The organism is Falsiroseomonas selenitidurans, from assembly GCF_012103215.1.
Taxonomy (GTDB): Bacteria; Pseudomonadota; Alphaproteobacteria; order Acetobacterales; family Acetobacteraceae; genus Falsiroseomonas; species Falsiroseomonas selenitidurans.
Map to the genome: position 1 here is coordinate 1 of NZ_JAAVNE010000056.1, position 23878 is coordinate 23878.

The following is a 23878-nucleotide window of genomic DNA, read 5'->3' on the forward strand; positions in this document are numbered from 1 at the left end:
CTCTCGCCTACAACTGCCGCAGGCTTCACCGCCTGCGGCTCGCCTGACCTCAATCGCCGCCTCGCCTGCAAAACGCGTGTGACAAATCCGACAGGCTGCTAAATCGTCACGCCGTCGTGCCTGGCCGGCTGCGGCGCAGCCGTGCTGGGCTGGCGGCTTTCGACGGAGACGCACGTCCTTGGCCTTGCTGCGCAGCTTCTGGCATGGTGGTCCGCTCAGCCCTTACGAGGTGCTGTGCCTGACCAGCTTCCTCCACCACGGCCATGCGGTGGAGCTGTTCACCTACGATCCCGCCATCAGGGCGCCGGACGGCGTGGTGCGGCGCGACGCGGCGGAGATCCTGCCGGACACGCCGGTCTTCGCCTATGCGACAGGGCTCGGCCGCGGCAGCTTCGCCGCCTTCAGCAACCTGTTCCGCTACCGGTTGATGCAGCGCGAGCCGGGCTGGTGGGTGGATGCCGACGTGCTCTGCCTGTCCCCGACACTGCCCGAGGCCGCCAGCTTCTTCGCCTGGGAAGCGCCGGACCAGGCGCTGGTCGGCACGGCGGTGATGCGCCTTGGCCCCGGGGATCCGCTGACGGAACGGCTGCTGGCGGCACAGGATGCCTTCCAGCCCGACCAGCCCTGGGCCAGTGGCGGGCCGCAGCTGGTCACTGCCGCCGTGCGGGCCACCGGCCGCACGGCGCAGGATTGGCGCATCTGCTACCCGTGGCATTTCAGCCGGGCCTTCGACGTCTTCGACCCCGCGGCGACGCCGGCGGTGGAAGCCGCGGTGCAGGGCGCGCAGATGCAGCACCTGTGGCACGAGATGTTCCGCTGCGGCGGCCTGCCGAAGCATCTGCGCCCGCCGCCGGGCAGCTACCTCGACGGGGTGTGCCGCCGGCACGGCGTGGTGTTTCCCGAAGGGCCGCCCCTGGTCGCCGAGGATGTGCGGCGCAGCGCACGGGTCGTCGACCTGGCCTATGCGACCCAGTCGGCGGAGGCTGCGCGGAACGCGGCGGAGGCCGGCCGGGCGGTGGCCGAGGCGCTGGTGCAGCAGTTGCAGGCGGCGTGCGATGCCGCCCACGCCGCGGCGCGGCAGTGGCGCGAAGCCCTGGAGCAGGAAGCCCAGATGCGCGCCGCGCTGGTCACCGTGAACGCCGCCCTGGCCGCACGGCTGGAGCAGGCGGAACGGCCCCTCTGGCGCCGCTGGCGGCGCCCCGATTGAGGGCCGCCGCCGCCCCGGGCCAGGGCCGCCCGATGGCCAGCGCCCGAGCCGGTAAAACCCCGACCAGCGCGCCGCTGAACACGGCCCCCCGGATCAGTCCCCGGCGGCCGCGCGGGCGGCGCTGCTGTCATTGGCCGCCGCCGGCGGGACGGTCTGCTCGATCCGCGCGAAGGTCGCCAGCGCCTGCCCGACCACCTGGTCCATGTTGTAGTAGCGGTAGGTGGCCAGCCGCCCGACGAACCAGGTTTCCCGCTCCGCATCCGCCAGCGCCTCGTAGCGCTTGTACAGCGCCTGGTTCTCCGGCCGGGGGATCGGATAGTAGGGGTCGCCCTCGGCGGCGGGGAATTCGTAGGTGACGCTGGTCTTCGGATGCGCCTGGCCGGTGAGGTGCTTGTATTCGGAGACGCGGGTGAAGGGCGTGGCCTCCGCCGGGTGGTTCACCGTGCCGGTGGGCAGCGCCCATTCCCGGTCCAGCGTCTCATGCCGGAAGCGCAGGCTGCGATAGGGCAGGCGGCCGTGGCGATGGCCGAAATACTCGTCCACCGGACCGGTCCAGACCAGGCGGCGGAAATCGTAGCGGCGGCGCGCCGTCTCGAAATCCATCCCGGTGCGGACGGTGATGTTGGGGTGGTCCAGCATCCGCGCGAACATCGCGGTGTAGCCATCCTTCGGCATCGCCTGGAACGTGTCGGTGAAGTAGCGGTCGTCGCGGTTGGTGCGGGTGGGCACGCGGGCGGTGACGGATTTGTCCAGCGCGCTGGGATCCAGCGCCCATTGCTTGCGCGTGTAGCCCTGGAAGAACAGCTCGTACAATTCACGGCCGACCTTGCCGACCACCACATCCTCGCTGGATTTCACCTGCGCCACCTGTTCCGCGCGCGCCGCGAACCAGCCTTCCAACTCGGCCTCGGTCAGGTGCAGGCCATAGAGCGTGTTGATCGTGTCCAGGTTGATCGGCATCGGCACGCGCACGGTCCGGCCGGTGGTCGGGCTGACCACCTCGGCCAGCACGCGGTGCTCATAGGGCCGCCAGGCCGTGAAGCGGGACAGATGGGCGAAGACCGCCTCGCTGTTGGTGTGGAAGATGTGCGGACCGTAGCGGTGGATCAGCACGCCCGCCTCGTCCAGGTGGTCATAGGCGTTGCCGGCGATGTGGTCGCGGCGGTCGATGACCAGCACGCGCTCGTTGCGCTGGTTGGCGATGCGTTCCGCCAGCACGGCGCCAGCGAAGCCGGCACCCACCACCAGCCAGTCATGGAAACGCCGGTCGCGCCGGGCCAGGCCGGGGCTGCGCTCAAGCATGGGCCACCTCCGCCGCCCGGGCCTGGCCCTCACCGGGTCTCTCCTCCGGCTCCGCCTCCAGGATCAGGGCCCGCATCCGCGCCCAGGTCAGGTCCCAGGATTGGCTGGCCAACCGCGCATCGACGCGGGCCAGGAACGGCGCGCGGGGCGCTGCCAGCAGCGCGTCCGCCTGTTCCGCCAGGGCGGCGGCGGTGCCGACGATTGCCACCAGGCCCGGCTCTCCGCCGCCCGGCCCGTAGTCCCGCACCACGTCCACCACGGGGGTGGAGATCACCGGCAGGCCGGCGGCAAGGAACTCCGGCGTCTTGGTCGGGCTGATGAAGCGCGTGCTTTCGTTCAGCGCGAAGGGCATGAAGCCGACATCCCAATGCGCCAGGAGGCCGGGCAGCGCAGCGTAGTCCTGGCCGCCGATCCAGTGCAGGTTCGGCAGGCGCGGCAGGCTGGCGGGGTCGATCTTCACCACCGGGCCGACCATCACCAGCTGCCAGTCCGGCCGCAGTCGGGCGACATCCGCCACCAGCGCCAGGTCCATCCGTTCATCGATCACGCCGAAGAAGCCGATGCGCGGGCGCGGGATGCCTACCATCGCCGCCGGCTCCGCCAGCGCCTGCGCGCCCTGGCCACGGGCCTGGGCGAAATGCGCCGCATCGATGGAGGAGGGGAAGCAGTGGACATGGACGTGCCGGCCGCGCTTTGCCTCATACAGGCTGCGGCCGCCGGTGAAGACCAGATCGGCGCGGTCCAGCAGGCGCTGTTCCATCGCCAGCATGGCCCGCGGCGCGCCGCGGAAGGCGGAAAGCTCGTCCATGCAGTCATAGACGGTGACATCCGGGTGCAGATGGTCGGCGAAGCCCAGCGCCATGGGCGTGTAGAACCAGGCGACCAGGCGGGGCGGCGCACGATCCTGCAGCAGCCCGTCCAGCAGGTCGCGCAGGGCGGCCAGGGTGCTGTCCGTGCCGAGTCCTTCCGGCAGCACCGGCACCACGCGCAGCACCCCGCTGGGCTGGGTCGAAAGCTCCAGGGCGGGGGCGGCGACGGGGCGGAAGACGGGTTCCTCGAAGAAAACCACATCCATCGTCCCCGCCGCGCGGGACATCAGGTGCTGCGGCCGCTGCATGACGAAATCCCACCGCAGATGCGACAGGCAAAGAAGCATCGGGCGCGCCTCGGCGCCTGGACGCAGCGGGCGCCTTCCGGCGCCGGGCATGGGCGCGCGCATGGTCGCGCTGGCGGCAGCGATCTTCATCCGGCTCTCCTGTGGCCAGCGTCCGGGCGTACGGCACCCCCTGCCGCGCGGCCTTGCCTGCCGCGCCACCCGGACCCGCTGGATGTCCTGATGCAGTGCGAAACGCGCCGCCCGGGCGCGCGGTTCCAGCCGCCTCCGCAATGGCGGGGGCGGGCGGAGGCATGCCTCAAGCCGCACGAAGGCTTCACCTTCGTGCCCCACAGGCGCCAGGCGCCGCGCATCCGCGCGGCTTGGCTTCGCCGCACTTGCCGCGGCACCCATGCGGCCGCTCGGCCCTTCGGGCCGCAGGTCGAAACCTTGTGCGCCACGTCAGGGGAGGAAGGCGCTGGCGCCGCCCCGGTTCCATCGCCACCCCCGGAGGGGCGTTGTCAGAGACCATTCGACAACACCAGCGGGTCGGTCCGGCGGTGCCTTTCCGCCCCTGCGGCGCTGCCGGTCTTGCCGATGCAGCCGGCATCCGGACCAAGGCAGGGGCGGGCTGGCTGGCGAGCCTGACTGGGCGACGCCCGAGCATGGTCGCCGCCGTCGCGCAGGCCAACGGGGCGGCGCGGATTGTCGGGGCGCTGCCGGCGCGCGGCCGAACCTACCACCCGCAACGCAGCGCGCCGCGGCACGCCGCAGCGCAGGACCACGAGGAGCTTCCCGCCGGCGATCGCCGCGACCGACGGGGGGGTGGCCTGATGGCACATCGGTCGAAGCCGAGGCCCGGCACAACCCGTTGCGAGTCCCGCGCCCCGAGCGCGCGCAACTGATCGGGAGCCAGGCCGCGGATGGCATCAGGGCCAGCGGTCATGCGCCCCATCAACAGGCCGGACAGAGGACCGCACTCGACCGCGGCGCCAGAACGCTACATCGCCCTTGCATCGGAGGGGCCGCCCACACAAGGGCTCTCAGCCAGGGCCGGCGGTGCGCTCGTAGTGGCGGAAATACTTGTCGGTGATCAGATCGGTCTTCACCACGATGCAGACATCGGTGGTGTTGAACTGCTGGTCGATCACCGCCCCATCCCCGACGAAGCCGCCGAGCCGCAGATAGCCCTTGACCAGCGGCGGCAGCGCCGCCAGGGCGGCGCGCGGGTTCAGCGCCGCGGGCGGCAGCCGGTCCATCGGCACATGGCGACCGGGCAGGGCGCGCGGGCGCAGCGCCGGCGGCGCCAGGTGATTGGCGTGCAGGTAGGACAGCGGCGCCGCAAGCGCTTCCAGATCCGTGCCGGGGAGGGAGGCGCAGCCGAACATCAGGTCGATGCGGTGGCGGAAGACGAAGGCGGCGATGCCACGCCACAGCAATTGCAGCGTGCCGCGGGTGCGATAGGCCTCCGCCACGCAGGAACGGCCGAGTTCCAGTACCTGGCCCTCGAAGGCCAAAAGCGGGGCCAGGTCGTATTCATCCGCCGAGTAGAAATGACCGATCCGCTCCGCTGCCGGGCGACGGATCAGCCTGTAGGTGCCGACGACGGCGTCCGGCCCCTGGCCCAGGTCATGATCCAGCACCAGCAGGTGGTCCGCCACCGCGTCGTAGAGGTCCGCGTCGCGGCGGGCGTCGCGGGTGGCGGCATCGGGGCGGGCGCCCATCTCCTCGTAGAAGACCTGGTAGCGCAGCGCCTGGGCGGCATCGATCTCGGCCGCCGTCTCCGCCACGCGCAGCCCGAGATTGCCGGCGCGCAGTTCCTCGAACCCCGCATCCGTCGGGGTCTGCTGCAGCGCTGGCAAGGGGGCATCTTCCGGCAGCGGGCCGTCAACGCTCATGCACCGAAATCCTGTCGTTCAGCCACGCGGCTTCGGCGCGCGCGGGGGCTTGGGCGGCGGCGCGGCGGGAAGCCTTCGGCCGAACAGTTCCAGCCGCTGCCCCACCAGGGCAAAGCCAAGCCGCCGGGCGATGGCCTGGGCCAGCCGCTCATGCTCGGGATCCTCGAATTCCAGCACCCGGCCGGTATCGACGTCGATCAGGTGATGGTGATGGCCGCGATCGGTCGGGTCGTAGCGGGCACGGCCGCCGCCGAAGTCACGGCGCTCGACGATGCCCTTCTCCTCCAGCAGCCGGACCGTCCGATAGACGGTGGCGACCGAGATGCGGGCATCGAGGGTCGCGGCGCGGCGGTAGAGTTCCTCGACATCCGGGTGGTCTTCCGCCTCGCTCAGCACGCGGGCGATCAACCGGCGCTGGCCGGTCATCTTCAGGCCGCGCTCGACGCAAAGCCGCTCGATCCGGGAGGGGTCGGGCCGGCTGGCTTCGGAGCGGGTCGGGGCGTCGGAACTCTGCATGCTCAGGCGCGGCAACCTCCGGCGGGCCGGCGCGGGATCGGCCGGCCTGCTATCAATAGCCCCGTCGGCGCCGTCTCACCACCCGGCGATGGGCGGGCCGCCGGGATCGGATGGCCGGTTCAGGTGGCGGCGGCGGCCCGGGTGCGGCCCGGCGGACGGCCGCGCGGCTTGGTGCCCAGACCGATGCGCTTGGCCAGGGTGGAGCGGTGCTTGGTGTAGTTCGGCGCCACCATCGGGTAGTCCGACGGCAGGCCCCAACGCTCCCGATACTGGTCCGGCGTCAGGTTGAAGGAGGTCTTCAGATGCCGCTTCAGCATCTTGAGCTTCTTGCCGTCCTCCAGGCACACCAGATATTCCGGGGTGACCGACTTCTTCACCGGCACGGCCGGCTGCGGCCGCTCCGCCACCTCCACCGCCGGCTGACCCATGTTGGACAGGGTCCGGTACACTTCCTGGATCAGGTTCGGCAGATCGGCCACGGCAACCGGGTTGTTCGAGACGTGGGCTGAGACGATTTCGGCCGTCAGGCCGAGAAGATCCGGATTCGTGCTGTTTTCTGACATGGATTCGGGTCTCGCTGGCGTCGTCCGGCCGAAATGGACCGACCACTGCGCGGTCAACCGGACGAGATGTCCTGTGCCGGGACGCTTGGCGCGACTATATTATCCTGAATCGCCGCCATGCAACAACGTCCGCCAGACAAAAGGCTCGTCCATCGATGATTTTTGCTGACTCGGAAGAACAGACCCACGACCGGGATCTCGATATCACAGGAGAGACTTGCCCCATGACATTCGTGCGCACCCGCCTGGCACTGGACCGCATGGCCCCGGGCCAGGTGCTGCGGCTGGCGCTCAAGGGCGATGAACCGCGCCGCAACGTGCCGCGCACCGCGACGGAACAGGGCCATGCGGTGCTCTCCGCCACCGAGGCCGAAGGCGGCATCCTGGTGCTGCGCATCCGCAAGAAAAGCTGAAAGACGATTCTATGAAGACTGCCGCGCTTCATTGAGGCCGCGGCGCAGGACCAGGGCATCGGCGCCATCCGGGTAGTAGCGGCGGCGGCGCCCGATCTCGCCGAAGCCCGCGGCGGCATACAGCGCGCGCGCCGCCAGGTTGCGCTCCGACACTTCGAGGAACATCGCCGCGGCGCCGCGGGCCAGCGCGCCGGCCATGGCCGCCGCCAGCAGGGCCCCGCCCTGGCCGGTGCGGCGGGCTTCCGGCACCACGGCCAGCGTCAGGATTTCCGCCTCATCCGCCGCCACTCGCGCCAGCACGAAGCCGATGCCGGGGCGCAGCACGCCGAAGGCGCCGGGCATCTCCAGCATCAGGGCGATGGCATCCGGCCCCCAGGCCTCCTCCGCCGGAAAGGCGCGGGCGTGCAGCGTGGCGGCCTCGGCGGGGTTCATGCCGGCAGGCGCACCGCGGGCGGCTCCGCATAAAGGGGCGCGGCGTCGCGTGGCGGAATCGCCCCGGCCAGGCGCCGCAGCGCCACCAGCCCGGCGCAGGCGGCCAACGGCAGGCGCGCATCGGTCAGCACCGCATCGGCACCGCGCGCCAGCAGCCGCGCCGCGGCCAGCGGCGCCGCATCGCCGACCAGCACCACGGGCCCATCCGGCCGCGGCAGGTCGCGCTCCGCCATCGGCAGCGGCGGCTCCGCCACGTGCCAGGCGCCCGGCGCGAGGCGTTCCAGCACCAGCCGCCCGCGCTTCGTGTCCACCGCGGACCACACGGCGCGCGCCCGCAGCGCCGCCGGCAGGGCGGCGGCCAAAGCCTCCCCCGTCGTCACGCCCACCAGCCGTGCCCCGGCGCCGAGCGCCAGCCCCTCGGCCAGCGCGATCGCGGCGCGCAGCCCGGTGAAGCCGCCCGGCCCCACCACCACCGCGACGGCGTCCAGCCCGCCGAGGGCAGCCAGCATGCGGGCGGCCAGCGGCGGCAGGGCGGTGGGCTGGCCGCGGGCGCCTTCCACCACCGCCGCCGCCACCAGGACCCCATCGGCGAAGGCCGCCGCGGAGCTGCGCGCCAGGGCGCCGTCGAGGACCAGAAGCTTCATGCCATCCTGCGCAGGGCCATCATCGGCCGCAATTCGGGTGCGGGATCGGGTAGTGTCTCAGTTTGAATTAGATCATGCTGAAGTGGCGCAAAGCGGCCTCGATTGCTGGGCGCTTGTTGGGTGGGCAGGGATAGGCGCGACGGGTGGGATCGGCGCGATTTGGCGCCGACTGAGTAATAAGCCCAAAGTCTGATTTGACGTGCGCAATCCAGCATGTCTTTGGGGAAAACCCCGCGTTTGAAGCAACCCAGGTCGATATCTGAGCATAGGTGGCCACAGCAAAATCCCCTTGCGTTTAGGCTGCCTTCGGCTGGCGCGTCTTGTAGGGGCCGCGCTTCGCGGCCGGCGCCTCGCGGGCGTCGACCAGCGCAACCACATCCTCCATAGACCAGAGCGTTGCGCTGATCCCGGCAGCCATTGCCGGACTGCAACGCAGCGTCTTGTGGGTGCGGACGAAGTTGTACCAGACCGTGTAGAGCGCGACCATGTGCGCGTGGTTCTCTGCTTTCTTGGAGAAGGCATTGGTGAGGCGCGTGAACCGGCGCATGGACATACGCATGGTGAGGTTCTGGCGCTCAACGTAGCTGGTGCTGACATGCGCCTTATCGGGGCGGCCTTCGATCCGCGTCTTGCGGATGCCGGTGCATTCGGCCGGGCTGTAGCGTCCCGCCGGGCCGGGCGTGTCGCCGTAGAGTTTCACAAGCTGCGCGTAATCCACCTCGGCGCCGAAGGCGCCTTCCACGGCTTCCAGATACGCCTTGTGGCCGTCCGTGGTGAGCTGCACCCGGTTCGCCAGCCGATCCGCCACGTCCTGCATGAACTCGGTCGCGTAGCCGGCATCGCGTCCACCAACCAACCACGACAGGATCAGCTTGCTGTCGGCATCCAGGGCCGTCCACGTCCACACGTCGCCAGCCTCTTCCGGGGCGGCCTTGGCCGTCGCGACGTTCTTGGCCTTCGCGTAGCAGAACGACCAGATTTCATCGCACTGAACCCGCTTCGACTGCACGCCGCGCACCGCCTTGTGGTGATGCTCGGCGCAGGCTGCGCCAGCTTTCTCAAGCAGGCTCGTCACCGTGTTGATAGACACGTCCGCCACGCGGCTGATGGAGCGCATGGACGAACCCTCGCAGAGCATGGAGAGGATTTGGACGCGCTTGGCGAGCGGGAGCTTGTTCATGCCGAGCATGATATGAACTTATATGCTTAGCGTCAAGCATCTTCGTCCGGAATGTCTGGCGCCAACGGAAGTTGGCCCGGCACGTTCACCCTTGGCTTCACCCTTTCAAGAAGTTTGCGGAATTCTTGCCAAGAGGCGGCGGCCTGCATGATTACGACCACATCGTCCAGATGCTTTTTGAGCTTCGGGTGGCCGTAGTCTCCGGTCAGGTGCTGGAATAGCTTTTTCTTCCTTCGACCATGACCATCTGTTGGGTTGAGATTTTGCAGCTCTTCGAGAACGCCAGGAGCAAGACGCGCATACACAATGTCATTTGTATATTGCGCCAACGCGCCTGGACGCGCTGTGGGCGTACTTGCGGCCTTCCAGCCTCTAAGCCTGAATATATTGCTAAAATATTCATCAGGAAATGTCTTGGTCCACTTCCTGAATTCTTCGCTGATATATTTATTAAGGATTTCTTCGAGTGCTTTTCGGTCCCTTACTTCTTGATACCCGGTTGCTTCATCAACAAGAGCAATAATGCCGACGCGCGCAAATCCTCGGACCAGTATTTCGCACTGCTCTGCGATGTGCGCTTGTTGCTTTTGGAGTGCGTTGGCCTGCCTTGCGACCAGTACTGCATCACAGATGTCAGCGAGAATGGTAGCTGGATACCCATATGCCAAGTTGCCCCCGCTTGGATGAGCAAACCGGATGGGGTTGGCGATCAGCGCCAGCAAGTCACTGGAAACAAAGGGAGAGAGCCCCTTACCGCTTAGAAATCCAGTGAGTCGATCAGCACCGCCAGCTCTGGAGCCGTACCGCATACTCAGTCCCGCAACCACGCCGCGCTGCGATAACACTCGCCGCCCATCTTCGAGGACGTAACAGGGAATTTCGATGTCGCCGATCCGTAGTGGGCGATCATCTGACCCGTGAGTTGCCTTCAGCACAGGGCCGTCGGTATTCCACCTACTCTGAGCCGCTGTCCGCGCTATGTCTCGCCGCTGTTCGGGAGATAGCCTCTCAGCTCGGGCTTTCCCTCCCTTCTGCTGGGGTGTGGGCTCGGCGCCCTCATCGTCAAATAGGTCGGCCATGTGTTACCATCATGCTTGCTAGCAAGCATGATGGCTCCGCGCCCGCTTCTCAGCAAGCATAAATTCGTTCTGCCTATGCTTGCTGGCTGCCCCACCGCTTCGCCGCGCCCTTCCTGGCAATCTCCGCCCGCCGCTCAGGCGTCATGGCCTTCGCCCGCGCCTCGCCGCCCTTCCGCCCCATCTCGGCGGCAGGACTGGCTGGCGCCGGGGTCTCGGCCTCTTCGCCGGTCGCGATCCGCATTACATGCACCGCGTTGCCGATCACGTCGGCGGGGCGCTTCTCGCCCTTCGGTCCTTTGGGCATCCTGTTCGCTCCATGCTTGCCGGCAAGCATATAGGCTGCCGGCGACGGGAGCGATGGGGCAGGTTAGAGGCGCCCGATTTCAAACTGAGACACTACCCGGGATCGAGAGCGCTTGCCCCCGGCCGCGCCGCTTGCTTTGGTTGCGGCGCAGAAGGACCCCTCTGATGAACGAGATGCAGATCCCGCGCCGCAACAACCTCGACGCGTTCTGGATGCCCTATAGCGACAACAAGTATTTCAAATCCACCCCGCGCCTGCTCGCCAGGGCGGAGGGCATGTCCTACTTCACCCAGGATGGGCAGGAGATCCTGGACGGCACCGCCGGGCTGTGGTGCTGCAATGCCGGCCATGGGCGGCGGGAGATCGTGGAAGCGATCCAGAAGCAGGCGGCGGTGATGGATTTCGCGCCGACCTTCCAGCTCGGCCACCCCATCGCCTTCGAGGCCGCGGCCCGCGTGGCGGAGCTGACGCCGGAAGGCATGGACCGGGTCTTCTTCGTCAATTCCGGCTCGGAAGCGGCGGACACGGCGCTGAAGATCGCACTCGCCTACCACAAGGCGCGCGGCCAGTCGCAGCGCGTGCGGCTGGTGGGGCGCGAACGCGGCTACCATGGGGTCGGCTTCGGCGGCATGTCGGTGGGCGGCATCGGCGGCAACCGCAAGCAGTTCGGCGCCCAGCTTCCCTACGTGGACCACCTGCCGCACACCCACCTGCCGGCGCAGAACGCCTTCTCCCACGGCCAGCCGGAGCACGGCGCGAACCTGGCCGATGTGCTGGAGAATCTGGTGGCGCTGCACGGCGACACCATCGCCGCGGTGATGGTCGAGCCCGTGGCGGGGTCCACCGGCGTGCTGGTTCCGCCGAAGGGCTATCTGGAAAAACTGCGGAACATCTGCACGAAGCACGGCATCCTGCTGATCTTCGACGAGGTCATCACCGGCTTCGGCCGCATCGGCGCCAATTTCGGCGCCGAGCGCCTGGGCGTGACGCCGGACATCATGACCATGGCCAAGGGGCTGACCAACGCCGCGGTGCCGATGGGCGCCGTCGCCACCAGCAACGAGATCTACAGCAGCATCGTCGATGGCGTGCCGGCGGGGATCGAGCTGTTCCACGGCTACACCTATTCCGGCCACCCGCTGGCCTCCGCCGCCGCCATCGCCACGCTGGACCTGCACCGGTCGGAGGACCTGCCCGGCCGCAGCCGCGACATGGAGGGGTATTTCGGCGATGCGGCGCATGCGATGCGCGATGCGCCCGGCGTGATCGACGTGCGCAACATCGGCCTGGTGGCGGGGGTGGAGCTGGAACCGCGCCCCGGCGCGCCCGGCGCCCGCGCCATGGAGGTGTTCCGCACCTGCTTCGACCGCGGCGTGCTGACGCGCGTGACCGGCGACATCGTGGCGCTGTCGCCGCCGCTGATCGTCGAGCGCCCGCATGTGGACCGGCTGTTCGGCACGCTGGCCGACGCGCTTCGCGCCGTCCCGGCCTGAGCGACGATGCATCACGGCCCGGCCGCGGGAAGGGCCTTGATGCGCAGGCGCGCAGCCGCGACGCGGCCCGGCCGGCAGCCCCGGTGAAGCTCCAGGCGGCGCTGGCGCTGCTGCTGCTGCCGGCACTGGCCGCCCTGGCACTGCCGGTCGCGGCGGCCGCCGGCTGGCTGCCCGAGCCCTGGCACCTGTCCGTGCTGGTGGCGGTCGCGCTGGTCCAGGCGCTGGGCGGGCTGCTGGCAGCGCTGGCCTGGCGCGCCGCCACCCGCCGGGCCGCCCGGGCGGCCGCGGCGGCGGTGCGCGCGGCAACGGTGGAGGCGACCCAGCGGGCGGAGCGGCAGCGGGCGGACATGCTGGCCAATGCGGCGCATGAGGTGCGCACGCCGCTCAGCGGCATCCAAGGCCTGCTGGACCTGGTGCTGGGCGTGCCCGGCCTGCCGCCGGCGGCGCGGCAGGATGCGGCAGCGGCACGCCAGGCGGCCTCCGACCTCATGCTGTTGTTGCGCGACCTGATCGAGGTGCCGGGCGCGCCCGCCCCACCGCTGGCCGCCACGCCCTTCCGGGTGGATGAGCTGATGCAGGAGGTCGTGGCGCTGCTGCGTGCCCGCGCCCTGGCGCAGGGCAACAGGCTGGCGGTGGCGGTGGCGCTGGGCACGCCGCCCGCCTGGCGCGGCGACGCCGCCCGCATCCGCCAGATCCTGACCAACATGGTGGCCAACGCCATCCGCTTCACCCAAAGCGGGGAGGTACGGATCGAGGCACGGGAGACCGCCGCCGGCGCGCTGGAACTGGCGGTGTCCGACACCGGGCGGGGCATTGCGCTGGAACGCCAGGGCGCCTTGTTCGAACGCTTCCAGCGCAGCGAGGGCGGCACCGGGCTCGGCCTTTCCATCTGCCATGACCTGGCGGCGCGGATGGGCGGGCAGATTGCGGTGCGCAGCGCGCCGGGCCGCGGCACCACCTTCGTCGTGACGCTGCCCCTGCAACAGGCCGATGCGCCGCCACCGGAGGCGATGGAGACGGGGCCGCCGCGCTCCGGTCGCCGCGCCGGGCCGCCGGTGCTGGTGGTGGACGATGTCTCGGTGAACCGGCGGCTGCTGGGCACACTGCTGGAGCGCGCTGGCTATCGGCACGAGGCCGTGGCGGATGCGGCCACGGCGCTGGCCCTGGTGCAGGAACGCCCCTATGCGGCGGTGCTGATGGATTTGCAGATGCCGGGGCTGGGCGGGCTGGAGGCGACGCGCCTGCTGCGCGCCCTGCCACCGCCGGCCGGCCGCCTGCCCATCCTCGCCGTGACCGCGCATGTCGAACCGGCGAGCCGCGAGGCGGCGCTGGCGGCCGGGATGGATGGCTACCTGTTGAAGCCGGTGGCGCTGGTGGATCTGGCGGCGGCGCTGGACCTGGCGCTGGCCGTCCCCGGCAGCGTCCCACCCGCCCCCGATGCCTCCGGTCTGGGCAGCCCTGCATCGGTGTGACGGGTGGCGCCTTGCGGCGATCCCATATATGCGCCCGAACCGATACCGGAGACCCCGACCATGGCCGATCCCGCCGCCGAAGCTGGCCCCGTTCCCGTCACCGTGCTGACCGGCTACCTCGGCGCCGGCAAGACCACGCTGCTGAACCGCATCCTGTCCGAACAGCACGGCCGCAAATTCGCCGTGGTGATCAACGAGTTCGGCGAGCTGGGCGTGGACAATGACCTCGTCGTCGATGCCGACGAGGAAGTCTTCGAGATGAACAATGGCTGCATCTGCTGCACCGTGCGCGGCGACCTGATCCGCATCATCGGCGGGCTGATGAAGCGCAAGGGCCGCTTCGACGGCATCATCGTGGAGACCACCGGCCTGGCCGACCCCGCCCCGGTGGCGCAGACCTTCTTCGCGGACGAGGATGTGAAGCGCGCCACCAAGCTGGACGCCATCGTCACCGTGGTGGATGCGAAGCACCTCTTCGCGCGCCTCGATGACAGCAAGGAAGCGCAGGAGCAGATCGCCTTCGCCGACATCATCGTGCTGAACAAGATGGACCTGGTGACGGCCGAGGAGGCGGAGGCGGTGGAGCGCCGCATCCGCGGCATCAACCCCTATGCCGAGATCCGCCGCGCCACGAAATCCGACGTGCCGATCGACGCCGTGATCGGCCGGGATGCCTTCAACCTGGCCCGGATCCTGGAGCGGGAGCCGGAATTCCTCTCCGGCGAGGACAACCACACCCATGACGATGCGGTGATGAGCCTGTCCTTCGAGGCCGCCCGCCCGCTGGACCCGGAGAAGTTCAACGCCTGGATCAGCGATCTGCTGCAGAAGAAGGGCCAGGACCTGCTGCGCACCAAGGGCATCCTGGCCTACGCCAATGACGACCGGCGCTTCGCCTTCCAGGCGGTGCACATGATTGCCGATGGCGACTACATCGGCACCTGGAAGGCGGGCGATCCGCGGCGGTCCAAGATCGTCTTCATCGGCCGCGACCTGAACCGCCCGCAGCTGCGCCGCGGCTTCGAGGCCTGCCAGGTCCCGGCCTGAAGCCGCCCGACGGTTGACATCCGGCGCCCGGGCAGGGAAGCCGGGCACCGTTTGCGCAACCGATGGGGTCGCCATGGCCGAGGTCTCCGAAGCCGATTTCCTGCTGGCCAGCCGGGGCGAAGCCTGGGAGCTGGGGGCCTGGGTGGTCGCCGCCCTGCACGACCGCCAGGGCCGGCCGGGCTTCGCCCTGGCCGATGGCACGCTGCGCATCGGCGCGACAACGGTCCAGGCGCATGACGGCGCCATCCTGTCCGCCTGCGCCGATGCCACGGAGGGCTTCCTGACCGGTGGGGATGACGGCCAGCTGGTGCACACCGCGCCGGATGGCACCACCACCCGGGTGCAGAAATTCGGTTCGAAGTGGGTGGACCATGTGGCAGCGCATGAGAGCGGCCTGCGGGCGGCCTCCGCCGGCAAGGTGGCGCATGTGCTGGACGCCAAGGGGGCGGTGCTGAAGTCCCTGACGCATCCCTCCTCGGTCGGCGGCCTGGCCTTCGATGCCAAGGGCAAGCGGCTGGCGGCCAGCCATTACGGCGGCGCCTCGCTGTGGTTCGTGGGCGCGAAGGAAGACAAGCCGCGGGTGCTGGAATGGAAGGGCAGCCACCACGGCATCGCCTTCAGCCCGGACGGCAGCCATGTGGTCACCGCCATGCAGGAAACCGCCCTGCATGGCTGGCGCCTGGCCGATGGCCAGCACATGCGCATGTCCGGCTACCCGGCCAAGACGCATTCGCTGTCCTTCACCGGCCGCGGCCGCTGGCTGGCGACCAGTGGCGCCGAATCCGTGGTGCTCTGGCCCTTCTTCGGCGGCGGCCCGATGGGCAAGGCGCCGACCGAACTGGCCGGCGGCGACGAGGTCCTGTGCACCGCCGTCGCCTGCCACCCGCAGCATGAGGTGGTGGCCGCCGGCTTCGGCGACGGGCTGGTGCTGATGGCGGAAATCGCCAGCGGCAAGGTGGTGCCGGTGGCGCCGCCGCGCGGCACGGCGGTGACCTCGCTGTCCTGGAACGCCACTGGCAGCAGCCTGGCCTTCGGCACCGAGGGCGGCTTCGCCGGCACCGTCGACCTCGCGAAACGCTGAACCGGAGAGCGCCGCATGACCCAGCCGATCCTCGAGACCCCACATCTGCGCATGCCCCGCCTCGGCCTCGGCACCTGGCCGATGAAGGGGGCGGAATGCAGCGCCGCGGTGCAGTCGGCGCTGGCCCTTGGCTACCGCCACATCGACACGGCCGAGATGTATGGCAACGAGGATGCGGTGGGCGCCGGCATCGCCGCGTCCGACGTGCCGCGGGAAGACATCTTCCTCACCACCAAGATCTGGAACGACAAGCCGAATGGCGCGGCGATCCGCAGCGCCTTCGACGCCAGCCTGAAGCGCCTGGCGACCCCCTATGTCGACCTGCTGCTGATCCATTGGCCCAGCCCGGAACTCGATCTGCCGGATGCCCTGGCCGGGCTGGCGGCGATCCGTGCGGAAGGCCGGGCGAAGGCCATCGGCGTGTCCAACTTCCCGCCGAAGCTGCTGCAGCGGGCGATCGACCACGGCGTTGGGCTGGCGGCGTTGCAGGTGGAATGCCACGCCCTGCTGGACCAGTCCCGGCTGCTGGAGATCTGCCGCGCCAACGGCATGGTGCTGACCGCCTATTCGCCGCTCGGCAAGGGCCAGGCGCCGGACCAGCCGGTGCTGCAGCAGGTCGCGAAGAAGCATGGTGCCACGGCGGCGCAGGTGGCGCTGGCCTGGCTGCTGGCGCAGCCCGGCGTCGCCATGGTGCCGAAGGCGGCCAGCCGGGCCCGGCAGGCGGAGAACCTGGCGGCGCTGGAGTTGGCGCTGGATGCGGCGGACCTCGCCGCCATCGCCGCCCTGCCGAAGGACCGGCGCTTCGTGAACCCCGGCATGGCGCCAGACTGGGTGAATGGCTGACACCGGAAGGTTTTTTTCGCGGGTGGTCTTGGAACCGCCCGCGGCCTCTCGTTCTAATCACGGCAACCGCATTTCAACAGGGGCGGCGCATGGCGGAGCCTACAGACGACGATCTCGACCTCGGAATCAGCCTGGAGACGGTGGCGACGCTGGTCGACCATGCCAGGGCCGTGCAAGGCACCGAGATCCTGGAGCCGGATGCCGGCGAGGGGACGGAGCCGGACGAACCCGCCGATTCCGAGGATGAGCTGGACGAGGACAGCCTGCGCGCCGCCATCCTGGCGCTGAACGACGACGAGCAGGCGGCGCTGATCGCCCTCGCCCTGGTCGGGCGCGGCGACTACACGGCCGAGGAGTGGGACGACGCACTGGCCCAGGCCGCGGAGCGCGAGAATGACGAGGACGCGGCCGAGCTGCTGCTGAACATGGACAATTTCGGCGACCTGCTGGCGGAAGGCGTGGCCGCCTTTGGCCTGTCGATCGAGGAAATCGAGCGGTAGCAGCGGGGGGTTCAACCCGGCGGGGCGAGCACCTTGGCCGGGTGATTGCAGGGCGCGAGGGCCGGGCAGCGCCAGCATTCCGGCGCCCGCGCCTTGCAGATGTAGCGACCGTGCAGGATCAGCCAGTGATGCGCGTCGCGCAGCATGTCGGGCGGGCAACGCTTCACCAGCGCATCCTCCACCTGCCGCGGGGTCCGGCCCGGCGCCAGGCCCGTGCGGTTGCCGAGGCGGAAGATGTGCGTGTCCACCGCCATGGTTTCCTGCCCGAAGGCGACGTTCAACACGACATTGGCGGTCTTGCGGCCGACGCCCGGAAGCGCCTCCAGCGCCGCGCGGTCGGCTGGCACCTGGCCGCCATGCCGGTCCAGCAATAGCTGCGACAGCGCCACCACGTTGCGCGCCTTGCCCTGCCACAGGCCGATGCGGCGGATATGCGGGGCCACGCCCTCCACCCCCAACGCCACCATGGCCGCCGGCGTGGCGGCCGCCTCGAACAGCGTCGCCGTCGCCTTGTTCACCGCGACATCGGTGGTCTGTGCCGACAGCGCCACCGCCACCAGCAGGGTGTAGGCGTCACGGTAGTGCAGCTCCGTCTCCGGCGCCGGGTTGACGGCGGCGAGCGCGCGCAGGAAGGCCTCGGCCTGCGCCGGCTTCATCGGCCGGGCCAGCCTGACCTTCGGGGTGCGTTTCGGCGGCGGAGCCAGGGGCGCCGCCGTCCCACCCGCTTCAGGCTTCACGCTGCCGCCGGGTGGGGCTGTGGCGGCGCGGCTGCGCCGGGCTTTGGCGGCGGCGCCCGTCTTGGCTTTGGCGGCGGCGCCGCGGGGAAGGTTTTCTGGCATGGCGGAAACCAAGCCCTACCCCATACTGAGGAGCGATGTCAGCAGCGCCCGTCCTGTTCGAAGCCGTCAGCACCCCGCCGCGCAGCCTCTCGGCGCGCGGCATGCGCCTGTTGTGCCTGTTCTGCTCCGCCGGCGCGGCGGTGCCGGCCGGGCTGTTCCTGCTGCTCGGCGCCTGGCCCATCCTGGGCTTCATGGGGGCGGAACTGGTGCTGGTGCTGGGCCTGGTGGCGTTGCACCGCCGCTGGAGCGCCGCGGCGCATGAGGTGGTGCGGCTGACGGAGGAGCGGCTGCACATCCTGACCGTCAATGGCCGCGGCGGGCGGCGGGAGACGGTGCTGCAGCCCTACTGGACCCGCGTGGCGCTGGAGGAGAGGCCGGGCGCCGCCTCGCGGCTGATCCTGCTGCAGCGCAACCGGCGCATCGAGCTTGGCGGCTTCCTCTCAGACGCTGAGAAACGCGACCTGGCGGAGGCATTGTCCGCAGCCCTGCGCCGCTATCGGGAACCGTCCTTCGACAACCCCCAGTTGCGCTGACGTCAAGCCTGCTCGGTGGGTGTCAGGCTCTTGATCAGGTCGAAAACCCGCTTGCGGACGGAGGCGTCGGTGATGCGGTAATAGGCGCGGACCAGCTCCAGCGTCTCCCGCCGGTGCAGCGTATCGTCCTCGAAGCCGTCCTGCTGCTCCTGGAAACCGCCGAAGCGGCGGTTGCCCTGGCTGCCGCCCATCTCGGGCGGCATGTCGTCGAAGAAGAAGCCGATCGGCACATCCAGCACGCGGGAGAGGTCGAACAGCCGGCTGGCGCCGATCCGGTTCACGCCCCTTTCGTACTTCTGCACCTGCTGGAAGGTCAGTCCCAGCGCCTCGCCCAGCTTTTCCTGGCTCATGCCGAGGAGCGTGCGACGCAGGCGCACGCGGCTGCCAACATGCACGTCGATCGGGCTGGGACGGTGCTCCCGCTCGGCGCGCTCGACCACGTCTTCGCTGGGGATGGCCAACACGCACACTCCACGTCACGGGAAGAAGGGAACACCCGTTCAGGGGGCCATCCTGGCCAGGGCGGGCGCGACCATGGGCACATTGGGTGCCCACAACCGGCCGCAACAAGGCGTATCCGGGTGGTCACGAATTGTCAACTCTTTTGAGAAATCTCAATAAAGCTCCCATACCCCCGGATGCGTCGTGTCCTTAGGACAGTTCGTCGTCGCGCGGGCTGGTTCGCCTAATCGAGCCCCAAACCGATAAAAATGAAACCAGAACGAGAAAAATCGCGGGGCTCCACAATCCGAGATGGGCGAAGGGCGTCGCCGGCAACGGCTTCGGCAAGGGCGCAACCACGACACCCGTCTCGGCCAGCCCCAGTCGCGCCACCACCCGGCCCCGCGCGTCGAAGACCGCGGAAATGCCGGTCTGCGCCGCGCGCACCAGCGGCAGCCCCTCCTCCACCGCGCGCAGCCGCGCCGTGGCCAGGTGCTGGTACGGCCCGGCGGAAACGCCGAACCAGGCATCGTTGGTGATGTTGAGCAGGAAGCCGGGACGCACCGCCGGCGTCACCGCGCCGGGGAAGATCACCTCGTAGCAGATCAACCCGCCGAAACTGGGCAGGCCCGGCAGGCTGATGGCGCGCCGCGCCGGTCCGGCGCTGAAATCCAGCGCCGAGACCACGAGGCGGATCGGCAGCAGCCCGCGCAGCGGCGTGTATTCGCCGAACGGCACCAGATGCACCTTGTCATAGGCATCCAGCACCGCGCCCTGCGCATCGAGTGCCACCAGGCTGTTCCAGACCCGGCTGGCGCGGCCATCGGCGCCGAATTCGGCGCGCACGGAACCGGCCAGCAGCAGCGCGCCGGGCGGCAGCGACGCCGTCGCCATCGCCGCGGCCTGGGGGTCGGAGGCCAGCAGGAAGGGGCTGGCGGTTTCCGGCCAGACCGCGACGATGCGGCTTTCCGGTGCCTCCTGTCGGGCGGTGCGCACGCCGCCGGCCGTGAGGTCGATGTAGCGGCGGAAGATCGGCATGCGGGTTTCCTCCCGCCACTTCGCCTCCTGCGCCACATTGCCCTGCACCAGCACCAGGGCGACCGGCTCCGGTTCCGGCTCCTGCGGCCAGAGCCGGCCAAGGCCGATCGCGGCGAAGCCCAGCAGTGCCAGCCCGGCGGTCGTCCAGCCGCGGCGGCCGGCCAATGGCGCAAGGGCCAGCAGCACGGTGGCCAGCGACAGGCCATGCACGCCGATCCAGGCCGCCGCCTGCAGCGGCAGGCTGGCAAAGGCCCAGACGGTGCCGAGCAGGTTCCAGGGAAAGCCCGTGAAGACGACGCCGCGCAGCATTTCCGCCGCGACCCAGGCGGCGCCGAAGGCCAGCATCCGCGGCCAGCCCGGCCGTGCCAGGCGCATCACCAGCGCCGGCAGCAAGGTGAAGGCGCCCAGCGGCAGGGCCAGAGCCGGCACTGCGACCGGCACCAGCCACCAGAAGCGCTCGACCTCCGTCAGCACGGCGATGGTGAGCCAGTGCAGCCCGGCGACGTGAAAGCCCCAGCCCCAGAACAGCCCGACCAGCGCGGCGCGGCGCGCCGTGGGCGCGCTGCCGGCCATGATGAACAGGCCAGGCAGCGTCAGCAGCAGCACCGGCACCATATGGAGCGGCGGCAGCGCCAGCGCCGTGGCGGCGCCCAGCGCGAAGGCGGTGGCCAGCGCCCGCCAGAAGCCGGGCCCGTCCAGCCGCCGGGTGAGGGCCGCGCGCCAGCGTCCGTCGCCACCGGCGCGGCGCAGCAGGCCAGCGCCGCGCGGCGTGCCGGGCTTCGTCATCGCGCCGGCGGGCCGGATGGCTGCCGGATCAGGCGACGCCGACCGGCGGCTGCGTGCCGGCCTGGGCGCCCGGGCCGCGGCGGCTCTGCCACAGCGCCACGAAGTCGATCGGCGCCAGCATCACCGGCGGGAAGCCGCCATCGCGGGTGATATCGGCCAGGATGTTGCGGGCAAAGGGGAACAGCAGGCGCGGGCATTCCACCAGCAGCACCGGCTCCAGCTGCTGCTGGTCCACATTCACGGTGAAGACGCCGCAATAGACCAGCTCCGCGATGAAGCAGGGGGTATCGCCCACCTTGGCGTCGGCGCGGATCTGCAGCGAGACCTCGAACACGTTCTGCCCCTGCTCCACCGGCCGTGCCTGCACGTCCAGCGCCAGGTCCACCCGCGGCTGCTCGCGCAGCGTCACATAGATCTCCGGCGCGCCCGGAACCTCGAAGGACAGGTCCTTGGTGTACTGGATGTTCAGCTGGAGAGGCGGTGCGGGCTGGCCGGCCGGCGCACCGTTGGGGATCGGCGAGGAGGGTGCATTGGTGTTGGACATCGGGGGTTCCCGCTCAGATGCATCGGCGGCGCCCGGCTACCACGGGCCACCGCCCGCGGCCAGTCACGGCACCGATCAATGGTGCTTCCAGCTCACCTCGGTCAGCGCCGGCTCGGTCGGGTCGCAGCGCAGCCAGGCGCCGTTCGGCATGCTCTGGCCGGTCATCGCCAGGATGAAGCCCCAATGCGCCACCACCAGCGTGTCGGACCAATCCTGCAGCGCCGCCATCTCGCCGCGGAAGCGGGCGGCGCGGGCCATCACCTGGTCGGCCGGTTCCTCCTGCAGCGGCCACCAGGTCTCCTCCATGTGGGAGAAGTCCAGATGCGGCCATTCGGCGCCGAGCGCCGTGCAGGGGCTGCCGATATCGCAGGTGAAGGCGTAGCGTTCCCGCACCAGCGGGTTCACCATCACCTTCAGCCCGAGCCGTCGCGCCACCGGCGCCGCGGTCTGCAGGGCACGGGTGTAGGGGGAGGCGATGATGCGCGTGATGCCCTGCGCCGCCAGCGCCTCGGCCGCCGCTTCCGCCTGCTGGTGGCCGAGCGGCGTCAGCCGCGGATCAGCGATGCCGGGGTCGCGCCGCGTGGCGCTGAAGTGCAGGTTGAATTCGCTCTGGCCGTGGCGCAGCAGGATCATGGGGGTTCCGGTCCGTCCAAGGGCGATCCGGGACGCGCATGCCGCGTTCCGGGCTGGTTGTCGAGGCTTCGGCGCAGGGATCGCACGGCCTTGGGGTGCAATCCGCCGCGGGCCGTTGCGGGGGGGCTGGGGCCGCCTTAAGTGAGGCCCTGATGAGGAGTTGGCAATGTCCGGCGGCTTTCCTGTCGATCTGATCCTGTTCGCAATGGTGGCGGCCTTCCTGGTCCTGCGCCTGCGCAGCGTGCTCGGCCGCCGCACGGGCTTCGAGCGCCCGCCGCGCGAGGCCGGGGCGCCCTTCGACCCGCGCGCCAAGGCGCCGCAGGCGGAGAACGACCTGCCCGAACTGCCGCCGGCAGCCCCGGCCAACAGCACCCGCCATGTGGTGCCTGATGCGCGCGGCCCGGTGGGCCAGGCCCTGTCCCGCATCCGTGGCGTCGACCCGGCCTTCGAACCACACGCCTTCCTGAACGGGGCGGAGGGCGCCTTCCGCATGATCGTGGACGCCTTCGCCCGTGGCGACCGGGAGACCCTGCGCGCCCTGCTGGGCGACGAGACCTATGGCGGCTTCGAGGGCGCGATCACCGCCCGCGAACAGGCCGGGGAGACCCAGCGCAGCGAGGTCCGCGCGATGCAGGAGGCCGGGATCGAAGCCGCCGACCTGCGTGGCACCGTGGCGGACATCACCGTTCGCTTTGTCAGCGACCAGATCAACCTGACCACGGCGCGCGACGGCAGCGTCTCCGCCGGGGCCGAGGCGGTGACGGAGCTGACCGACATCTGGACCTTCCAGCGCGACCTGCGCGCCGCCGATCCGACCTGGCGGCTGGTCGCTACCCGCTCCGCCTGATTTTTTGCGACGCGGCCGCGGTCGTGTGGCGAAGCCTTCTCCTGGCGGGGCTGCTGGCGCTGGCGGGATGTGCGGAGCCGGTTTCCTATCCGCGGCAGGTGGCATTCACCGAGCTGCCGGGGTGGGCGGGGGACCGGGTGGAGGCCGCCCTGCCCGCCTTCCGCGCCAGCTGCGCCGTGCTCGCCCGGATGCCGGAGGACCGGCCGCTGGGCGGCGCAGGGGAACTGGCCCTCCGCGCCGGTAACTTCACCCAGGCCTGCACCGCCGCCGCCCGCCTGCCACAGGCTGACACCGGCGCGGCGCGCGACTTCTTCGAGCGCCATTTCAGCGTCCTTGCCGTCGGGCAGGATGTGCTGACCGGCTATTACGAGCCGGAGCTGCGCGGCAGCCCCACGCCCAGCGCCACCTATGCCACCCCGCTGCACGGCCGGCCACCGGAGCTGGTGGAGGTGGATCTGGGCGCCTTCGTCCCCGACCTCGCCGGCCGCCGCACCGCCGGCCAGGTGCGCGATGGCCGGCTGCTGCCGCTGCCCAGCCGGGCGGAGATCCTGGCCGGCGCGCTGGACGGGCGCGGGCTGGAACTGGTCTGGGTGGACAGCCCGGTGGACGCCTTCTTCCTGCAGATCCAGGGCTCAGGCCGGGTTCGAATGCCGGATGGCGCGGTGCTGCGGCTGGGCTATGCGGCGCAGAACGGCCACCCCTACCACGCCATCGGCCGCAGCCTGGTGGAGATCGGCGCCTTGGCGCGCGAGGACGTCTCGATGCAGTCCATCCGCGCCTGGCTGGCCGCGGCGACGCCGGCGGAAGCCGCGGCACTGATGAACCGCAACCCGAGCTACGTGTTCTTCCGCCCGCTGCCGGGGCTGGCGGCGGATACGGGACCACTGGGTGCCCTGGGCGCGCCGCTGACACCGGGCCGTTCGCTGGCCGTGGACCGTCGCCAGACGCCGCTGGGCGCGCCGGTGTGGGTGGCGGGCCGTGATCCCGCCGGGGCGCCCCTGCGGCGCCTGGCGGTGGCGCAGGACACCGGCGGGGCGATCCGCGGCGCCGCGCGGGCGGATCTGTTCACCGGCTGGGGAGAGGCGGCGGCGGAGCGGGCGGGACGGATGCGCGACCCGGCCGCATTGTTCGTCCTGCTGCCGAAGTAGCC

General features: G+C 70.4%; 26 protein-coding genes. 11 read left to right on the top strand and 15 right to left on the bottom strand.

The features are described from left to right. Positions 1 to 178 precede the first annotated feature (178 nt). Complete coding sequence (locus HEQ75_RS23435; protein WP_168034553.1) at positions 179 to 1207, top strand: glycosyltransferase family 32 protein; 1029 nt, start codon at positions 179 to 181, stop codon at positions 1205 to 1207. 93 nt (positions 1208 to 1300) lie between these two features. Here HEQ75_RS23435 and glf read toward each other — a convergent pair whose 3' ends face one another. The 5 genes from glf to HEQ75_RS23460 form a co-directional block, all read right to left on the bottom strand. Further along, positions 1301 to 2509 (bottom strand): UDP-galactopyranose mutase, encoded by a 1209-nt coding sequence (gene glf, locus HEQ75_RS23440; RefSeq protein WP_168034554.1) that lies wholly within the window; start codon positions 2507 to 2509, stop codon positions 1301 to 1303. Beyond that, on the bottom strand, positions 2502 to 3755 hold the full coding sequence (locus HEQ75_RS23445; RefSeq protein ID WP_168034555.1) for a glycosyltransferase: 1254 nt from the start codon (positions 3753 to 3755) through the stop codon (positions 2502 to 2504). Before HEQ75_RS23445 ends, glf begins: the two co-directional genes overlap by 8 nt. 890 nt (positions 3756 to 4645) lie before the next feature. Beyond that, positions 4646 to 5500 (bottom strand): GNAT family N-acetyltransferase, encoded by an 855-nt coding sequence (locus HEQ75_RS23450; RefSeq protein WP_168034556.1) that lies wholly within the window; start codon positions 5498 to 5500, stop codon positions 4646 to 4648. Between the two features lie 18 nt (positions 5501 to 5518). After that, on the bottom strand, positions 5519 to 6016 hold the full coding sequence (locus HEQ75_RS23455) for a Fur family transcriptional regulator (RefSeq protein ID WP_168034557.1): 498 nt from the start codon (positions 6014 to 6016) through the stop codon (positions 5519 to 5521). Positions 6017 to 6135: 119 nt separating this feature from the next. After that, positions 6136 to 6579 carry a MucR family transcriptional regulator gene (locus HEQ75_RS23460; protein ID WP_168034581.1) on the bottom strand — a complete coding sequence of 148 codons (444 nt, stop codon included), beginning with the start codon at positions 6577 to 6579 and terminating at the stop codon, positions 6136 to 6138. 155 nt (positions 6580 to 6734) lie between these two features. Here HEQ75_RS23460 and HEQ75_RS23465 point away from each other — a divergent pair, with 155 nt between their 5' ends. Then, complete coding sequence (locus HEQ75_RS23465; protein WP_168034558.1) at positions 6735 to 6992, top strand: sulfurtransferase TusA family protein; 258 nt, start codon at positions 6735 to 6737, stop codon at positions 6990 to 6992. Positions 6993 to 7001: 9 nt separating this feature from the next. Here the strand turns inward: HEQ75_RS23465 and HEQ75_RS23470 are convergent, their stop codons facing one another. The 5 genes from HEQ75_RS23470 to HEQ75_RS23495 form a co-directional block, all read right to left on the bottom strand. Continuing rightward, on the bottom strand, positions 7002 to 7424 hold the full coding sequence (locus HEQ75_RS23470) for a GNAT family N-acetyltransferase (RefSeq protein ID WP_168034559.1): 423 nt from the start codon (positions 7422 to 7424) through the stop codon (positions 7002 to 7004). Next, a complete protein-coding gene (gene tsaB, locus HEQ75_RS23475; protein ID WP_168034560.1) occupies positions 7421 to 8068 on the bottom strand; it encodes a tRNA (adenosine(37)-N6)-threonylcarbamoyltransferase complex dimerization subunit type 1 TsaB in 648 nt (215 codons plus the stop codon). Before tsaB ends, HEQ75_RS23470 begins: the two co-directional genes overlap by 4 nt. Positions 8069 to 8363: 295 nt before the next feature. Next, complete coding sequence (locus tag HEQ75_RS23485; protein ID WP_168034562.1) at positions 8364 to 9248, bottom strand: DDE-type integrase/transposase/recombinase; 885 nt, start codon at positions 9246 to 9248, stop codon at positions 8364 to 8366. 32 nt (positions 9249 to 9280) lie between these two features. Beyond that, positions 9281 to 9970: a P63C domain-containing protein gene (locus tag HEQ75_RS23490; RefSeq protein ID WP_168034563.1), complete on the bottom strand. Its 690-nt coding sequence runs from the start codon at positions 9968 to 9970 to the stop codon at positions 9281 to 9283. Between the two features lie 430 nt (positions 9971 to 10400). Further along, positions 10401 to 10631: an RNA-binding protein gene (locus HEQ75_RS23495; RefSeq protein ID WP_168034564.1), complete on the bottom strand. Its 231-nt coding sequence runs from the start codon at positions 10629 to 10631 to the stop codon at positions 10401 to 10403. Between the two features lie 164 nt (positions 10632 to 10795). Here HEQ75_RS23495 and HEQ75_RS23500 point away from each other — a divergent pair, with 164 nt between their 5' ends. The 6 genes from HEQ75_RS23500 (at position 10796) to HEQ75_RS23525 (ending at position 17067) form a co-directional block, all read left to right on the top strand. Continuing rightward, entirely contained in the window at positions 10796 to 12124 is a 1329-nt protein-coding gene (locus HEQ75_RS23500; RefSeq protein WP_209318738.1) for an aspartate aminotransferase family protein, read from the top strand. Between the two features lie 83 nt (positions 12125 to 12207). Then, a complete protein-coding gene (locus HEQ75_RS23505) occupies positions 12208 to 13596 on the top strand; it encodes a hybrid sensor histidine kinase/response regulator (RefSeq protein ID WP_168034565.1) in 1389 nt (462 codons plus the stop codon). A gap of 60 nt (positions 13597 to 13656) precedes the next feature. Beyond that, positions 13657 to 14643: a CobW family GTP-binding protein gene (locus HEQ75_RS23510; protein ID WP_168034566.1), complete on the top strand. Its 987-nt coding sequence runs from the start codon at positions 13657 to 13659 to the stop codon at positions 14641 to 14643. 73 nt (positions 14644 to 14716) lie between these two features. Next, positions 14717 to 15724, top strand: a complete 1008-nt coding sequence (locus HEQ75_RS23515) for a WD40 repeat domain-containing protein (protein WP_168034567.1) — start codon at positions 14717 to 14719, stop codon at positions 15722 to 15724. Positions 15725 to 15739: 15 nt separating this feature from the next. Next, a complete protein-coding gene (locus HEQ75_RS23520; RefSeq protein ID WP_168034568.1) occupies positions 15740 to 16567 on the top strand; it encodes an aldo/keto reductase in 828 nt (275 codons plus the stop codon). An 89-nt stretch (positions 16568 to 16656) separates the two neighbouring features. After that, complete coding sequence (locus HEQ75_RS23525) at positions 16657 to 17067, top strand: DUF3775 domain-containing protein (RefSeq protein WP_168034569.1); 411 nt, start codon at positions 16657 to 16659, stop codon at positions 17065 to 17067. A gap of 11 nt (positions 17068 to 17078) precedes the next feature. On the opposite strand, the gene nth is transcribed toward HEQ75_RS23525, so the two are convergent. Next, complete coding sequence (nth, locus tag HEQ75_RS23530) at positions 17079 to 17723, bottom strand: endonuclease III (protein WP_168034570.1); 645 nt, start codon at positions 17721 to 17723, stop codon at positions 17079 to 17081. 218 nt (positions 17724 to 17941) lie between these two features. On the opposite strand from nth, the gene HEQ75_RS23535 reads away from it, so the two are divergent. Beyond that, entirely contained in the window at positions 17942 to 18439 is a 498-nt protein-coding gene (locus HEQ75_RS23535) for a DUF2244 domain-containing protein (RefSeq protein WP_168034571.1), read from the top strand. Between the two features lie 2 nt (positions 18440 to 18441). Here the strand turns inward: HEQ75_RS23535 and HEQ75_RS23540 are convergent, their stop codons facing one another. The 4 genes from HEQ75_RS23540 to HEQ75_RS23555 form a co-directional block, all read right to left on the bottom strand. Further along, positions 18442 to 18894, bottom strand: a complete 453-nt coding sequence (locus tag HEQ75_RS23540) for a helix-turn-helix domain-containing protein (RefSeq protein WP_168034583.1) — start codon at positions 18892 to 18894, stop codon at positions 18442 to 18444. Between the two features lie 196 nt (positions 18895 to 19090). Next, positions 19091 to 20704: an apolipoprotein N-acyltransferase gene (gene lnt / locus HEQ75_RS23545; protein ID WP_168034572.1), complete on the bottom strand. Its 1614-nt coding sequence runs from the start codon at positions 20702 to 20704 to the stop codon at positions 19091 to 19093. Positions 20705 to 20732: 28 nt separating this feature from the next. Beyond that, positions 20733 to 21248 (bottom strand): protein-export chaperone SecB, encoded by a 516-nt coding sequence (secB, locus tag HEQ75_RS23550; RefSeq protein ID WP_168034573.1) that lies wholly within the window; start codon positions 21246 to 21248, stop codon positions 20733 to 20735. A gap of 75 nt (positions 21249 to 21323) precedes the next feature. Beyond that, positions 21324 to 21881 (bottom strand): histidine phosphatase family protein, encoded by a 558-nt coding sequence (locus HEQ75_RS23555; RefSeq protein WP_168034574.1) that lies wholly within the window; start codon positions 21879 to 21881, stop codon positions 21324 to 21326. 166 nt (positions 21882 to 22047) lie between these two features. Here HEQ75_RS23555 and HEQ75_RS23560 point away from each other — a divergent pair, with 166 nt between their 5' ends. Beyond that, positions 22048 to 22728 carry a Tim44/TimA family putative adaptor protein gene (locus HEQ75_RS23560; protein WP_168034575.1) on the top strand — a complete coding sequence of 227 codons (681 nt, stop codon included), beginning with the start codon at positions 22048 to 22050 and terminating at the stop codon, positions 22726 to 22728. Between the two features lie 98 nt (positions 22729 to 22826). Continuing rightward, a complete protein-coding gene (gene mltA / locus HEQ75_RS23565) occupies positions 22827 to 23876 on the top strand; it encodes a murein transglycosylase A (protein ID WP_328734774.1) in 1050 nt (349 codons plus the stop codon). Positions 23877 to 23878 lie beyond the last annotated feature (2 nt).